At 72.2% G+C, this 14,444-nt stretch carries 15 protein-coding genes; 5 read left to right on the top strand and 10 right to left on the bottom strand.

What is annotated here, in order from left to right:
• Positions 1-93: 93 nt before the first annotated feature.
• From DEI82_RS15000 to DEI82_RS14985, 4 genes are all read right to left on the bottom strand, one after another.
• Positions 94-537: a DUF1810 domain-containing protein gene (locus DEI82_RS15000; protein WP_111037466.1), complete on the bottom strand. Its 444-nt coding sequence runs from the start codon at positions 535-537 to the stop codon at positions 94-96.
• On the bottom strand, positions 534-1,289 hold the full coding sequence (locus DEI82_RS14995) for a DUF2071 domain-containing protein (RefSeq protein WP_111037465.1): 756 nt from the start codon (positions 1,287-1,289) through the stop codon (positions 534-536). The genes DEI82_RS15000 and DEI82_RS14995 overlap by 4 nt, the downstream gene beginning before the upstream one ends.
• Positions 1,286-1,681, bottom strand: a complete 396-nt coding sequence (locus DEI82_RS14990) for a hypothetical protein (protein ID WP_111037464.1) — start codon at positions 1,679-1,681, stop codon at positions 1,286-1,288. Before DEI82_RS14990 ends, DEI82_RS14995 begins: the two co-directional genes overlap by 4 nt.
• 166 nt (positions 1,682-1,847) lie before the next feature.
• Positions 1,848-3,248, bottom strand: coding sequence for a phosphopantothenate--cysteine ligase family flavoprotein (locus tag DEI82_RS14985; RefSeq protein WP_258372085.1), 1,401 nt, complete (start codon positions 3,246-3,248; stop codon positions 1,848-1,850).
• Between the two features lie 242 nt (positions 3,249-3,490).
• Between DEI82_RS14985 and DEI82_RS14980 the strand changes: the two genes are divergently transcribed.
• The 3 genes from DEI82_RS14980 to DEI82_RS14970 all read left to right on the top strand — a co-directional run bounded on the left by DEI82_RS14980 (position 3,491) and on the right by DEI82_RS14970 (position 6,398).
• On the top strand, positions 3,491-4,258 hold the full coding sequence (locus DEI82_RS14980; RefSeq protein WP_111037462.1) for an NRDE family protein: 768 nt from the start codon (positions 3,491-3,493) through the stop codon (positions 4,256-4,258).
• A gap of 92 nt (positions 4,259-4,350) precedes the next feature.
• Positions 4,351-5,487 (top strand): LLM class flavin-dependent oxidoreductase, encoded by a 1,137-nt coding sequence (locus tag DEI82_RS14975; protein WP_111037461.1) that lies wholly within the window; start codon positions 4,351-4,353, stop codon positions 5,485-5,487.
• A gap of 260 nt (positions 5,488-5,747) precedes the next feature.
• The gene (locus DEI82_RS14970; protein ID WP_111014094.1) at positions 5,748-6,398 is read left to right on the top strand and encodes a hypothetical protein; all 651 of its coding nucleotides are present in this window, start codon (positions 5,748-5,750) and stop codon (positions 6,396-6,398) included.
• 914 nt (positions 6,399-7,312) lie between these two features.
• Here the strand turns inward: DEI82_RS14970 and DEI82_RS14965 are convergent.
• Together DEI82_RS14965 and DEI82_RS14960 are read right to left on the bottom strand one after the other, a co-directional pair.
• On the bottom strand, positions 7,313-7,645 hold the full coding sequence (locus tag DEI82_RS14965) for a hypothetical protein (protein WP_146242943.1): 333 nt from the start codon (positions 7,643-7,645) through the stop codon (positions 7,313-7,315).
• A 91-nt stretch (positions 7,646-7,736) separates the two neighbouring features.
• The gene (locus tag DEI82_RS14960; RefSeq protein ID WP_111014092.1) at positions 7,737-8,981 is read right to left on the bottom strand and encodes a mannosyltransferase family protein; all 1,245 of its coding nucleotides are present in this window, start codon (positions 8,979-8,981) and stop codon (positions 7,737-7,739) included.
• A gap of 116 nt (positions 8,982-9,097) precedes the next feature.
• On the opposite strand from DEI82_RS14960, the gene DEI82_RS14955 reads away from it, so the two are divergent.
• Positions 9,098-10,528, top strand: a complete 1,431-nt coding sequence (locus DEI82_RS14955; protein WP_111037459.1) for an MFS transporter — start codon at positions 9,098-9,100, stop codon at positions 10,526-10,528.
• A gap of 108 nt (positions 10,529-10,636) precedes the next feature.
• On the opposite strand, the gene DEI82_RS14950 is transcribed toward DEI82_RS14955, so the two are convergent.
• Positions 10,637-10,819, bottom strand: coding sequence for a hypothetical protein (locus DEI82_RS14950; RefSeq protein ID WP_111037458.1), 183 nt, complete (start codon positions 10,817-10,819; stop codon positions 10,637-10,639).
• A 205-nt stretch (positions 10,820-11,024) separates the two neighbouring features.
• On the opposite strand from DEI82_RS14950, the gene DEI82_RS14945 reads away from it, so the two are divergent.
• Positions 11,025-11,765, top strand: coding sequence for an endonuclease/exonuclease/phosphatase family protein (locus DEI82_RS14945; RefSeq protein ID WP_258368790.1), 741 nt, complete (start codon positions 11,025-11,027; stop codon positions 11,763-11,765).
• 114 nt (positions 11,766-11,879) lie between these two features.
• On the opposite strand, the gene DEI82_RS14940 is transcribed toward DEI82_RS14945, so the two are convergent.
• The 3 genes from DEI82_RS14940 to DEI82_RS14930 all read right to left on the bottom strand — a co-directional run.
• Entirely contained in the window at positions 11,880-12,551 is a 672-nt protein-coding gene (locus DEI82_RS14940) for a methionine ABC transporter permease (RefSeq protein WP_111037457.1), read from the bottom strand.
• Positions 12,548-13,636, bottom strand: a complete 1,089-nt coding sequence (locus tag DEI82_RS14935) for a methionine ABC transporter ATP-binding protein (RefSeq protein ID WP_111037456.1) — start codon at positions 13,634-13,636, stop codon at positions 12,548-12,550. The genes DEI82_RS14940 and DEI82_RS14935 overlap by 4 nt, the downstream gene beginning before the upstream one ends.
• Before the next feature lie 99 nt (positions 13,637-13,735).
• A partial coding sequence (locus DEI82_RS14930) for a MetQ/NlpA family ABC transporter substrate-binding protein (RefSeq protein WP_111037455.1) occupies positions 13,736-14,444 on the bottom strand: 709 nt, incomplete at its 5' end.

Below are 14,444 nucleotides of genomic sequence, written 5' to 3'. Positions count from 1 at the left end.
TGCCTCCGACACGATTGGTTAGCTGTTGTGAACCAATCATACGGCCGGGAGGCCCGGGTCGGCCTCCCGAGGCGACGTCACCTCGAGCAACCGTCACGCAGGGAGCAGGTCCAGCGTCACCCGGTCCTCCTCGCCGCCGTACCAACGGTCCAGCACGGCGCGGAACGGTGCCGCGTCCTCCGCCACGTGTGCGAACAGCGTCATCGAGGACCGGAGCTTCACCGCGTCGATCTCACCGAGCAGCGCGATCGCGTCGCGGGCGGGCGCTTCTGCGACGACGGTCGCCGCGGTGCGCAGGCGTGGACCGAGGACGGCATGCGTGAGGTAGGCCCGTGCCTCCCGCTGCGAACCGATGGCGAACCGCACGGCGGTCGCGCTCCTGCCGAGGCCGGCGATCTGCGGGAACACGAACCACATCCAGTGCGAGCGCTTGCGGCCGGCGCGGAGTTCGGCGAGCGCCTGCTCGAAGACGCCGGCCTGCGCGCGCGTGAAGCGCTCGAGGTCGAAGGGGTCGGCATCCTCGTCGGTGGTGCTCATCGGACGAGGCCTCCCCATGCGCACTCGACGTCGACGCCGTCCCCGACGAGCAGACGGTCGGGCACGCGGTCGAGCAGACGGGGGAACCCGACGACGTCGGGCAGGTCGCCGCGGAGTTCCTCTGCCCGGGCGGCACGCAGCTGCCAGGGAGCGTGCGAGCGCCGCCACCACGACGTGACGCCGAGGTGGCGGGCGTGGACGCCCGGGCGGTGCGTGAGAGCGACCGACAGCGCGTCCGGGGTGACCCCTCCGGCAGCACGGACCCGGACCGACGCTGACGCGCCGCCGTGCCGTCGGCGGGTGCGGTGGGCGAGGACGTCCCCGTCGCGCCGTGATCCCGCTCGCGCTGCCGTGTAGGGCACGCCGATCCCGATGCGCGCTGCGAGCACGGCCGGCACATGTTGCGTGTCCACGGTCAGGTAGGTCGTTCCGCGTCGACCGGCGTCGTCGACGGTGGGCACCTCGACGGTGATCTCCGTCAGGCGACCGAGCGGCCCGGGCGGCGGCAGCGGCGGCACCGTGGTCCGGCGGAACTCGTACGCCGTCAGTGACACCCATGCGTTCCCGTCGATCCGGTCCGGCTCGGTCCGCGGTGGCACGAGGCTGGCCACCGTGTCCGCGTCCACCCGCCAGGACGCGAACACCACGTCCGCCCAGCGGTGCGCGGTGACGGCTCGGTGCGGGAGCGGCGCGGCCGTCTGCGCCACGAGGACGTCGGCGAGGGCGTCGAGCTCCTGGGGTCCGTTCGTCATGGCCTGCTGTCCATACCGACGCGGAGGCCCCACCGCACGAGGGGCACCTGCAGCGGGAGGCGCAGCAGGGCCGCCACGCGCATCCGTCGCTGCGAGCGCGGGTCGTCGAGCAGGTCACGCGCCATCTTGAGGTTCGCGGGGAAGACCGCGACGAAGAGCGCGGCAGCCGCGAATCCGCCGATCCGCCGGGTGCGTGGCGCCGCCAGCGCCGCCGCCACCGCCACCTCGGCGACGCCCGAACCGATCGTCGTCGCACGAGTCGGCAAGGCCTCCGGCACGATCCCGTCGTACACACGGGGACGGAGGAAGTGCGTCACGCCGGCCCCGGCGAGCAGGATCGCGAGTCCGCGAGCCGTCGTGGCCGCGCGGCGCGCGCGTCGTGTTCGTCGCATCAGGCCATCCTGGACCGGTCGGCTGTGCTGCATCGGAATCCGAATCGGCCCGTGCGAGCGGGGCGGCCCGTGCGAGCGGGGCGGCCCGAGCGAGCGGGGCGGCCCGAGCGAGCGGGGCGGCCGGAGCCGCCGCGGCGCCCGGAAGGCCCGGATTCCGCTGCGCAGGTCACGTCAGCGCTGTCGCCACGAGGTCGAGCACCACATGGGCGATCTCGGCCTTCGATCCTGACGCCTCGCGCACCACGTCGCCTCCGGCAGCCAGGACCTCGACGGCGTTGTGGCCACGCTCGAACCCGTGGTCCCAGCCGACCCGGTTCACCACGAGCAGATCGGCGGGCTTGCGCGCCAGCTTGTCGCGGGCCAGGTCCAGGCGAGCGGCGCGGTCGGGCTCGGTCTCGGCCGCGAACCCGACGACGAGCTGGCCCGCACGGCGCGCCGCCACGAGGTCGGCGAGGACGTCGGGGTTCCGGACGAGTTCGAGCGTCAGGTGGTCGCCCGCGTCCTCTTTCTTGAGCTTCGATGGTCGGACCTCGGCCGGACGGAAGTCTGCGACGGCCGCCGTCATCACGACGACGTCAGCGGCCACCGCGGCGGCGTGGACGGCATCGGCGAGCTCGAGCGCGGTGCCCACCCGGATGACCTCGACCGGGAGTGCGACGGGCGCGTCGTCCATGGCAGCGAGCACCGCGTCCTCGATGTTCGCCGCCACGAGGGTCACGACGGCTCCCCGGCGGGCTGCCTCGGCCGCGATCGCGACTCCCTGCCGCCCGCTCGAGCGGTTGCCGATGTACCGCACGGGGTCAACCGGCTCACGGGTGCCGCCCGCACTCACCACGACGTGGTTGCCCGACAGGTCCCCGCGTCGGGCGTCGGGGTGCACCGCGGTCTCGGGCGCGGTGGTCGACTCGTCGACATGGGGGACGGGAGCGGTCGGTGTCCACCCGTGGCGGGCCTCCCGGCTGTCGGCCGCGGTGGTGACCGTCGTCGCAGCGGACGGCTCGTCGCGCCCACCCGTTCCGCTCGCGGGCAGGACGGCGAGCGCTGCCGCGACGATGTCGTCGGGCTCGCTCATGCGCCCGATCCCCGAGTCCTCGCCGGTGAGCGGCCCGTCCTCCGGACCGACGACGTGGACGCCCCGCTCCCGCAGGGTGGCGACGGACGCGCGGGTTGCGGGGTGGTCCCACATCTGCGGGTGCATCGCTGGCGCCACGACGACCGGTGCTGTCGTCGCGAGCAGGGTCGTTCCGAGCAGGTCTCCGGCCAGTCCCGCCGCGGTCCGTGCCAGGAAGTCGGCCGTGGCCGGTGCGACGACGACGAGGTCCGCGCGGCGCCCGAGCGCGACGTGGCGGACCTCCGCGACCTCCTCGAACACGCTCGTCGACACGGGGTTACGGCTGATGGCCTCGAGTGTGGGCAGTCCGACGAAGCGCAGTGCTCCTTCGGTCGGGACCACGTGGACGTCGTGTCCGAGCCGTACCAACGCCCGCACGACTCCGACGGCCTTGTACGCCGCGATGCCGCCGGTGATGCCCACGACGATCGTCCGACGCTGCTCGGACTGTGACACGGTCGACCTCCGCTCTGGCGGGGCCGATCCCCGCCCGGCCGACGGTACCAGCGGGCAGGGAGCGGCAGGCCGTCCTCCACAACGCATCGCTCTCTCCACAATGCGCGCTGTGTCAGGCGTCTGCTGAGCCTGGGCAGGGACGTTCGGGCGCCATCGCGTCCACATGCTGCTCGACGTCGAGGCGCGTCCACAGGTGGGCGGGCGAGCCCCGGACGTCGTGCGGCGGGTGCGATGATCGACGCATGTGCACCGTCGTCGTCCGGGTCGAACCCGACACCGCGTGGCCGGTCACCCTGCTCGCACTGCGGGACGAGGACCCGTCCCGTCCCTGGGACCCCCCACGCGCCTGGTGGCAGGACCGCGGCGACGACGTGGTCGGTGTCCGGGATCGGACGGCAGGGGGCGCGTGGCTCGCAGCGTCCGCTCCTCGCCGAGCCCTCGCGGTCGTCCTCAACCGCGCCGAGCCCGTGCCCGCGACGGACGGCGGTTGGGCGACGCGGGGGTGGCTTCCGCTCGACGCCGTCACGGGGGCCACCCGGGCGAGCGAGCGGCCGACCGAGCGCTCCTACAACCTGGTCCACGCCACGCCGCAGGGGGTGCGCGTGACGTCGTGGGATGGTGCGCGCGTCCTCACGCGAGGACTCGGACCGGGCGTCCACGTCGTGACGGAAGGCGCTCCGGACGACGTCGCGCTCCCACGGATCGCTCGGTGGCTCGATCCCTTCCGCGACGCATCGGCTCCGGTCGGCCCGCCACCGTCGATCGAGCCACTCCTCGCGGCGGAGGCGCCGACGACGGGGCTCGGGGCCGATTGGGAGGACTGGTTCGCCGTGCTCCGTTCGGGTGCCGACGTCGCGCCGGACCGATCGGACGCGATCCTCCGTGACGATCTCCGTGCCGACGGCCGATTCGCGACCCTGTCGGTCGTCGCCGCGGCCGTCGGACCGTCCGGCGTGGTCCTCGAGCACGCGCGGTTGGCGACGCCCGGGAGGCTCGGCACGCGTTCCTGATGCTCCCGCGCCTTCCCGTCGCATCGCGGAATTCTGGCGTACTGAACCGGTTGTAGGATCATGCAAACGCATTGATCCGTCTGGAGGAATTCATGGGTGGCAGCGCATTCGGCAACATCAGTGGTGGTGGCGCGGGACCCGGGCGTCCGGTCGACGTCCCGCCCGCGGCGCCGGACCGGGTCGGAGCGGTCCAGCTCGGGCTCGACACGTTCGGTGACGTGACCGAGACGACCGCGGGTGTCCGTCTGACCCAGGCCGAGAGCATCCGCAACGTGGTTGAGCAGGCGGTCCTCGCCGACCAGGTGGGCGTCGACTTCATCGGGGTCGGTGAACACCACCGCGTCGACTTCGCCGTCAGCGCACCCGAGGTCGTCCTGGCGGCCATCGCCGCGCGCACCGAACGGATCCACATGGGCTCCGCGGTCACGGTGCTGAGCTCAGACGACCCGGTGCGCGTCTACGAGCGGTTCGCGACCGTCGACGCGCTGTCCAACGGGCGCGCCGAGGTCGTGCTCGGCCGCGGGTCCTTCACCGAGTCGTTCCCGCTCTTCGGATTCGACCTCGCAGACTACGAGACCCTCTTCGAGGAGAAGCTCGAGCTCTTCGCCGAGGTCCTCAAAGAGGGACCGGTCAGCTGGTCCGGCACGAAGCGCGCCCCGCTCCACGAGCAAGAGGTCTGGCCGAAGACCGAACACGGCCGCATCCCGACGTGGATCGGAGTCGGGGGTTCGCCGCAGTCCGTGATCCGGGCGGCGAGCTACGGGTTCCCGCTGTTCCTCGCGATCATCGGCGGTCAGCCCGCTCAGTTCGCACCGTTCTCGCGCCTCTACCGACAGGCGCTCGACCAGTTCGAGCTCCCGCAGCAGCCGATCGCCATGCACTCGCCAGGGTTCGTCGCAGCGACGGACGACGAGGCGGCCGAGCTGTTCTACCCGTACCACAAGGACGTCACGGATCGGCTCGGACGTGAGCGCGGGTGGCCGCCCTTCGACGAGTCGCAGTACCGCGCTGGCCTGTCGGCGGGCGGTTCCCTCTACGTGGGATCGCCCGAGACGGTCGCGAAGAAGATCGCGCGAAACATGCGCATCCTCGGGGTCTCGCGCTTCGATCTCCGTTACAGCACCGGTCGACTCCCGCACGAACACATGATGCGGTCGATCGAGCTGTACGGCACGAAGGTCAAGCCGCTCGTCGAGGAGATGCTCGCTGAGGAGGTCCCCGCGGTCTGACCGAGGCGCCACGGGCCTCCCTGGAATGGTGATCCGTGACCAAACCCGGAGGCGGAGGGCACCGAACACAAACAAGGGGCGAGCCGCGTCGAGCTGTGTCATGCAGACGGCCGTCCGCTCGTGCCCGCGTGCACCGGATCCGATGACCCGAACTCGGGTCCGGTGCGCCTCCTCCCGTACGGCGGATGTGACAACGCGGCGGCGGTGACCCTCGTGCGTCCGTCCGGCCGCGCCCCGCGGCTCCCCGGTAGCATCCAGCGATGGCCCACACGTCCAGCCGACGAGACCGCTCAGCGCGCGAGGAGCGGTTCCGCGGACGGATCCTCGGCGTCGGGACCACGTCCGGGCACCGCATCGTCGTCGGGATGTGGCAGGACTCCCCGTTCCGGCACTTCACCGACGTGTTCGTCGAGTTGCCCGACGGCAGCAGCCTGCTCCTGGCGCCGGACGAACTCGTCGAGCGGTACGTGTCGAGCACCTACCGGTTCGACGCGACCCGGGTCGTCGATGTGCACCTCGTTCGAACCACACGTGGCCTGGAACTCGACGCCGGACCGCTCCACCTCGAGGTCACCGTCGGCGCGATCACACCCCTCGGCCGGTTGCTCCGGCTCGTTCCGCGGAGGATCGCCACCGATCCCCGGTGGCTCGCGATCGTCGATCCGGTCGCGCGCCTGCTGGTGCGCGGGGCGGGGACCGCGGGCTCTGCCGGGGGAGGCCGGCGGGAGTACTACGGCGTGACCGGCGCTCATGCGGTGACCGCGGTGACGGGCACGTGGGACGGCGCTGACCTCGGCACCCTGACGCCGCTCGACCCGCCGGTCCGGTTCGGCTTCGCCTCCATGCCCGCCACGCCCCAGGTCGTCGACGTCGAGACCGTGATCCGCGGGCCGGGCGTGGGGACCGACTGACTCGCCGCACGCCCGGGAGGTCCCGGGGAACTCCGCCGGTGACACCCCCGATCGAGCAGACCGGATTCAGGAGGATCGGTGCCGGGCGGGTGTCGAGCCTCCCGGCTGGCGCGGTTTTCCTGAGTTGTCGGCGCTGCCGAGGAGGCGGGGCGACGGGGTCAGGCGCGGCCCTCCGGGCTGTTCCGTGGCGTCACGTGGGTTGGTCTCGACGCGCCGCCTCGGCTGATTTCCCGCCTGTGGTCGACGGTTCAGGAGGATCGGTGCCGGTCGGGTGCCGGGCCTCCCGGCTGGCGTGGTTTTCCTGAGTTGTCGGTTCATCTCCCGCCTGTGGTCGACGGTTCAGGAGGATCGGTGCCGGGCGGGTGTCGGGCCTCCCGGCTGGCGCGGTTTTCCTGAGTTGTTGGTTGATCTGCCGCCTGCGGTCGACGGTTCAGGAGGATCGGTGCCGGTCGGGTGCCGAGCCTCCCGGCTGGCGCCGTTTTCCTGAGTTGTTGGTTGATCTCCCGCCTGCGGTCGAGGGTTCAGGAGGATTGGTGCCGGTCGGGTGCCGAGCCTCCCGGCTGGCGCCGTTTTCCTGAGTTGTCGGCGCTGCCGAGGAGGCGGGGCGACGGGCTCAGGCCTCGGTCCTCCGAACGTTCCGTGGTCGTCACGTGGGTTGGTCTCAACGCGCCGCCTCGGCTGATCTGCCGCCTGTGGTCGACGGTTCAGGAGGATCGGTGTCGGGCGGGTGCCGAGCCTCCCGGCTGGCGCGGTTTTCCTGAGTTGTCGGCGCTGCCGAGGGAGGGGGCCCAGATCAGCACAGACGACAGCCGCGCCTCCGGGAACCGCGGTCCCCGGCGCCGCACCCCGCGAGCCGAACCCCGCGAGCCGCGAGCCGCGGAGCCGCGCCGGCGGGGATCCGGGCAGCCACCCCGTCAACCGACCGCGCGCGTCTGCCCGACGAGCACGACCAACACCACCACGAGGCCGACGAGGACCATCGCGCCCTCGAGAGCCGCGAGCGTCGCGAGCCGGTGCCGCACGTGCCGGACGGCGAACCGCACGACGAGCATGGCGACGAACAGCGCGAGCACGAGCACGAGGCCGGTCCATCCCACGGCGGGCACGAGCAGCCCCATGAGCCACATCACGAGCCCGACGACGATCGCGGTGATGGCGCCGACCACGACCCAGATCGTGCCGTCCGAGGTCGTCAGGGCCGGCTGGTTCCGGACCAGGGTCGGGTCGTCATCGTGCGGACCGGTCATGGCCGGGACCGTACTCCCGACGCCGTCGACCGGGCCCAGATCCCCGAGTCGGTGGACCACCGCCAGCGGGCCGGTCCGCGTCCGCCTCTGCCTACGGCGGCCCCATCAGCCACAGCACCGCGATGAGCACCGGCTGCCCGACGAGCGCCCCGCTGACCATGATCCATCGTGCCCACGGCCGCGCGACGAGTTCGGGCGACCCCGTCAGCGGCGCGAGCGGCATGAGGAGTCGCGGGGTCGAGGCCATGGGGATCGACACGGCGAACACGTACAGCGCGTACGCGGCCGCGAACACGACGGTGACGAGCCCGAGCTCGCGCGTGGACCGCCGGGACAACCACACGCCGTACGCGACGGCCATGGCGATGACGAGCAGCACCCCGCCGACACCGACCCAGCGGGCCGCGGTGAGGAACCAGGGCGAGAGCGGCACGAAGTGCACCCGACCGATGAAGTTGACCCACCACGACATCTCGGTGTCGAGGTACGCGTTCGGCCGGCCGGTGGCATGCGACGCGATGACCGGCCACGCCACACCTGCGGCGGCGGTGACGAGTCCGGTCCCGATGACGGTCAGTCGCTCGCGCACGGGGAACGACCCGCGGTCGCGGACGTACCGGACGAGGGCGACCACCCCGAGTGTGAGGGGGATCGCCAGCTCGCCGGGACGGGTGAACGCCGCCACCACCGAGAGCAGGGTGAGCGGCAGGTACCGCCGCCGCTGCATGGCGAGGAGGGCACCGAACACGAGCGCCAGGAACATGCTCTCGGCGTACCCGACCTCGAGCAGGAACGAGAGCGGCCCGAGGCAGAAGAAGAACACGGCCCACAACGCGGCGGTGCCGCCGGCGCGCTCGCGGACGAGCGCGTGCAGCAGGTATGCGGCGACGAGGCCGGCGATGGTGGCGATGAGCGGCGCGCCGATCCGGAACGGGAGGCCCGTGGAGGCCGTCAACATCCGGATCGTGAACGGGAACGCCGGCAGGAACGCCCAGTTGTTCTGCATGACGTGCCCGAGGGCGTCCGTCGGGAGCACGGACGGGTACCCGTGCAGGGAGATGTCTTCGTAGTACTGGCCGTCCCAGCTCGTCAGGAACGTCAGGAACCCGTGGTCGTTGCCGCGGATGGCGTTCGCTGGCTGCGCCCGCACGATGAGCGGGTACACCAGGGCGAGCCACGTGGTCGACAGCATCCGCGACGCCGCGAACAGGACGAGGATCGCCGCCCATGCGGGTGTGCTGACGGCGAGGTCGGCGAGGCGGTTCCGGGAGGGACGGGCGACGACCGAGACGGCGGCGGGCCGAGCGGGGCGCTCGAGTTCGTCGGGGCCCCTCATGCAGCCACCTCACCGCAGGTGGGTGGCACCCTCCGAGCAGACCTCACGCCGCCACGATAGACGGCGTTCCTGGGGGGACCGCCGGGGCACGCGCGTCGGACTACGCTCGAACGGAGATGAGCGAGGCGACGACGCAGGCGCAGACCGGACGACGGCGACGGAGCGCGACGGCCCTGGCCGTCCTCGTCGCGGGCACGTACTTCATGGAGCTGCTCGACGGCACGATCGTCAGCACGGCGGCGCCGGCGATCGGGCGGGACCTCGGCGTCGACTCGGCGGCGGTCGGCATCGCGATCACGGCGTACCTCGTGACCCTGGCGGTCCTCATCCCGGTGAGCGGATGGGTGACGGACCGGGTGGGGTCGCGCACGGTGTTCCTCGGCGCGATCGTCGTCTTCACCGCCGCGTCGGGGTTGTGCGCCGCGGCGGACTCGCTCGCGACCCTGACGGCATGGCGGGTCGTGCAGGGTCTCGGTGGCGCGCTCATGGTGCCGGTCGGGAGGCTCGTGGTGCTCCGGAGCGCGGGCCGCGACCGCCTCGTGACCGCCATCGCGATCCTGACGTGGCCGGCGTTGGCCGCACCGATCGTCGCGCCGTTCCTCGGCGGGGTGCTCGTGGACGCGCTGTCCTGGCACTGGATCTTCCTCGTGAACCTGCCGATCGGCGCGGTCGCACTCGTCGCCGCGGCCGTCCTCGTGCCGCAGGAGCGTGGCGCCGAGCGGGTGCCCTTCGACTGGGTGGGCGCGGTGCTCGCGTGTCTCGGGCTGGGCGGCCTCGTGGTGATGGCGTCGCTGCTGTCCCTCACACACGTGCCGGTGGTCGCCGCGACGGTCGCGGGCGTCGTCGGGGCGGTCTGCTGCTGGCTTGCGGTGCGACACCTCCGCCGGGCGGACCACCCGATCCTCGGCCTCGACGCACTGCGGCTCGAGACCTTCCGGGTGTCGCATGCCGGGGGCTCGCTGTTCCGGCTCGGTGTGTCGGCGGTGCCGTTCGTCCTGCCGCTGTTGTTCCAGGACGCCTGGGGCTGGTCCGCGGTCGCGGCGGGTTCCGCGGTGTTGTTCGTGTTCGTCGGCAATCTCGGGATCAAGCCGACGACGACGCCGCTCCTCCGCGCGTTCGGGTACCGGCCGGTCGTCATCGGCTCGACGGCGACGGCCGCGGTGTCCGTCGTGCTCATGACGGTCCTGACACCGACGACGCCGTTCTGGGTGCTCGCGGTCCTGCTCGTGGTGAGCGGTGCCGCACGTTCTGTGGGGTTCACGGCGTACAACACGATCGCGTTCGCGGACGTCGAGCCCACGGCGATGACCCCGGCGAACACGCTCTCGTCGACGTTGCAGCAGGTGGCCGCCGGGTTCGGCGTCGCCGTGGCCGCGGTGGTGCTCCGCGCTGCGGCACCGCTCGGCGGCCCGGGGTCCTCCGTGCCCTACGACGCCGCGTTCGTCGTCATCACGGTGCTGCTCGCGGCAGCGTGCCTCGAGGGCGTGCTCATGAGCCGCGACGCCGGGTCAGCGGTGCGTCCGGCTCGCCGCGCGGCCGCCCGCTGAGCGGAGGCACGACGAGTGGCGCGCCGCCGAGTGGTGCGCGCCGCGGGAGGATCCGCACCACCGGGCGATGCGCGGAGGACCCGGCACGCGAGCGGGTCCTCCACGGTCTCACTGCTCGGGGCTGCCCGAGTCGACGTCGTCGCCGAGGTCGGCGTGGTCGTTCGTCCCGTGCAGGCCGTCGGGCAGGTCCTCGGCGGACTGCTGGCGTTCGTCGGGGGCGTCGGTGTCCGGCTGCTCGGGCGCCTCGGGCGTGGTGGACTCTTCGGCAGGGTCAGGCTGGCTGTAGCTCATGACCCGAACGGTAGGGCCGGGCCGCTCGGCCGTCCGTCATTCACGGCCGGGGTCCAGGTGCCCCGTACCCTCGGGCGCCTCGCGGCGATACAGTCACAGCGAGCGCTTGCGTACCGGGGGTACGGTCCGAAGGCGGCGCCGGGGCCCTGCCCTGGCGCGCGACCACCAGGTCGGACGAACGACGAACGGCAGGATGCGAGGCGACATGCAGGGCGGAGAGCAGCGAGCCATCCGAGTGGTGAGCTACAACCTGCGCGAGCACACCGCGAACGGGGAGCTGGCCGCGCTGGCGGAGGCGTCCCAGGCCGACGTGCTGTGCGTGCAGGAGTGCGACAGCAACGACCTGGCGCCCGAGGTCGGGGGGCTCACCCTCGCGGCGTCGACGAGCGCGAATCGGCTCGGGCTCGCGATCTACAAGCGCGACGACCGGTTCGACGTGCGCGACTTCACGATCCACTCGCTGCAGAAGTCCCTGCACGACCGCGTCCTGGCGCCCGCGCACGAGCGGCTCATCGCGATGCACCTCGAGGACCACGAGGCGGACGCGGAGGTCATCGTGGCGTCCTTCCACGCCTCGCCCCTGACCGCGACGAACAGCCTGCGGCGCAAGCAGATCGAGGCCGCGCACCAGTTCGTCCGTGACCTGTCGAGCGAGGCGCCGGCGATCATGGTGGGGGACTTCAACTACCCCTGGTTCCAGACGAACCTCCGCAAGAAGATCGAGGAGCACGGCTTCGCCCTCTCGTTGAGCGACCAGCCGACCTACCTGCGGTACCGCCGGTTCACGGGCCACTTCGACTTCGCGACGAGCGTCGGTCTGCACATCGCGGGCGTCGAGACGCTCCCCGCGGGCATCTCGGACCACCGTCCGATCCTCGTCACCGCCCACTACGAGGCCCCCGCGATCAGCGGCGCTCCGTCGTCGGTCGCCGAGCCGGCGGCCTGACCCGCGGCACCCGCCGGGCCGGGAGGCGTGGTGCGGGCCGGTCCCGCACCTCTCGTCCGTCGACGCCGGGCCGGGAGGCGCGGTGCGGACCGGTCCCGGCCCTCCCGTCCGGCGTCAGCGCCGGAGCGTCGCCCGCGCCAACCGGTTCCCGACGAACTGGCCGAGCTGCACGATGACGACGATCGTCGCGACCGAGATGTACACGATCCACCAGTCGTACCGCTGCGACCCGTAGGTGATCGCGTACTCGCCGAGGCCGCCACCGCCGACCAGGGCGCCCTGCGCGGTCATGTCGACGATCCCGACGAAGATGAACGTGTAGCCGAGCACGAGCGGCCCGAGTCCCTCGGGGATGAGCACCGTCAGCACGATCGCCAGCGGGTGCGCGCCGGCCGACCGCGCGGCCTCGACGACGCCCGGGTCGAGGGACACGAGGCTCTGCTCGACGATCCGGGCCACGGCGAACGCCGCCGCGAGGGAGATCGCGAACGTCACCGCGGGCACCCCGATCGTGGTGTCGACGACGCCTCGGGACAACGGTGCGACGGCGGCCAGGAAGATCACGAACGGGATCGGCCGGACGATGTTCACGACGACGTTGAGGACCGTGAAGACGCCGCGGTGTCCGAGCAGGTTGCCCGGTCGAGTGGCGTACAGGGCCAGGCCGAGCGCGAGCCCGATGACGCCCGCGACGACCAACGAGACGAGCGACATGACCAGGGTGTCCCGGATCGAGGACAGGTACACGTCGATCGTCGTCACGAACCCCTGCAGTCCGGTGGTCATGAGCGGGCCTCCTCCGTTGTCGGGCCGTCGGCGATGTCCGGCGTCGGGGCGGGCGGTCGTTCCTCGTCCGCGGTGACCCCTGCCTGCCGGAGTGCCGCGAGTGCGCCATCGACCGCGGCGTCCGCGCCGGAGAGTTCGTAGGTCAGCGCACCGATGCGGCGCTCGCGGATCTCGCTGACACCGCCGTACACGAGCTCCGCTCCGACGCCGGCCGCGGCGAACACCGCGTCGATCCGCGCCTGGAGGCCGTGCTCGTCCGTGATCCGCACGGTCACGAGCCGGCCGGGGTGGCGGTCGCGGAGCCGGGTGAGGGTCGCCGCGGAGGGCCGGTCGTGCAGCGCCGATCGGACGAATCGACGCGCGGCCTCGGTGCCCGGCGCCGAGAAGACGTCGTACACGTCGCCGACCTCGACGACGCGGCCGCGCTCCATGACGGCGACGCGATCGGCGATCTGCCGGACTGCGTCCATCTCGTGGGTGATGACCATGATCGTCACCCCGAGCTCGCGGTTCACGCGGCGGAGCAACGACAGGACCTCGGTGGTGGTCTCGGGGTCGAGCGCGCTCGTGGCCTCGTCGGCGAGGAGCAGCGGTGGGTTCGTGGCGAGCGCCCGGGCGATGCCGACCCGCTGCTTCTGCCCGCCCGACAGCTGCTCGGGGTAGGCGTGCGCGCGGTCGAGCAGACCGACGAAGTCGAGGAGCTCCGCCACCCGGCGGTCCCGTTCCTCGCGGGGGACCCCGGCGACGCGCAGGGGGTAGGCGACGTTGCCCGCGACCGTGCGCGAGCGGAACAGGTTGAACTGCTGGAAGATCATGCCGATGCGGCGTCGGGCCTGACGCCGGTCGCGTTCCGGCAGGCTCGTGAGTTCCTGACCGGCGACGGTGACCCGTCCCGACGTCGGCAGCTCGAGCGCGTTGACGAGCCGCACGAGCGTGGACTTGCCCGCACCGGAGTAGCCGATGATGCCGAGGACCTCGCCCTCCTCCACGTCGAGGGTGACGTCGTCGACTGCGACCACGGGGTCGTCGTGGTCGCGGCGGACGTAGCGTTTCGAGACGGCCTCGAGGCGGACGAGCGCGGGCATGGGTCCTTCCGGTGGGGACGGGCGGACGCGCACGGCTCGTGACCGTGCGCGTCCGGGGTGGGGCGGGCCTCCCGGCTGGTGGGCCGCAGGGCCGACGGGTCAGCCCTGCGCGGCCTTCGCGTCCTGCTCGACGGACCGCAGCTCGTGCTGCAGTTCGGTCGCCGACGTGGAGCGGACGACCGCGTCCGGGTAGTCCTTCAGGAACACCTTCTGCACGGCGCTGTCGTGGAACAATTTGGCCAACGCGAGGTACGTCGCGTCGTGGACGTCCGCCTTGCGCGCCGCGAACACGTTGACGTACGGGGCCGCCGAGGTGCTCGACGGGTCGTCCTGGTAGATCGCGTCGTGCTTCGACAGGCCCGCGGCGGTCGCGTAGTTGTTGTTCACGACGGCGCCGTCCACCGAGCCGTTCTGGAGCGCGTTCGCCGTCTGCGAGGCGTCGACCGTCGTGACGTCGACCTTATGCGACGTGATGTCGGCCGTCGTCGAGAACGCGCTCCCGCCGTCCCGGAGCTCCAACAGGTGGGCGGACTGCAGCACGAGCAGCGCCCGGGCCTCGTTGATGGCGTCGTTCGGGATCGCGATCTTCGCGCCGTCACGGAACCCGGACGGCTTGCTGACCGTCGTCGAGTAGAGCGGCAGCGGGTACACGGCGGTCGCGCCGATCGGCTGCAGCGTGTCGTGCGCCGTCACGTCGTAGTTCGCCAGGTACTGGATGTGCTGGAACTGGTTGAGGTCGACCTGCCCCTGCTTGAGCGCCGGGTTCGGGAGGCTGTAGTCCGAGAAGTTGACGAGCTTGACCGTCACG

This window comes from Curtobacterium sp. MCBD17_019 (assembly GCF_003234555.1).
In the GTDB taxonomy this organism is placed as follows: domain Bacteria; phylum Actinomycetota; class Actinomycetes; order Actinomycetales; family Microbacteriaceae; genus Curtobacterium.
Note: the sequence above shows the minus strand (reverse complement) of the source record. Positions and strands in the feature narration are given on the sequence as shown.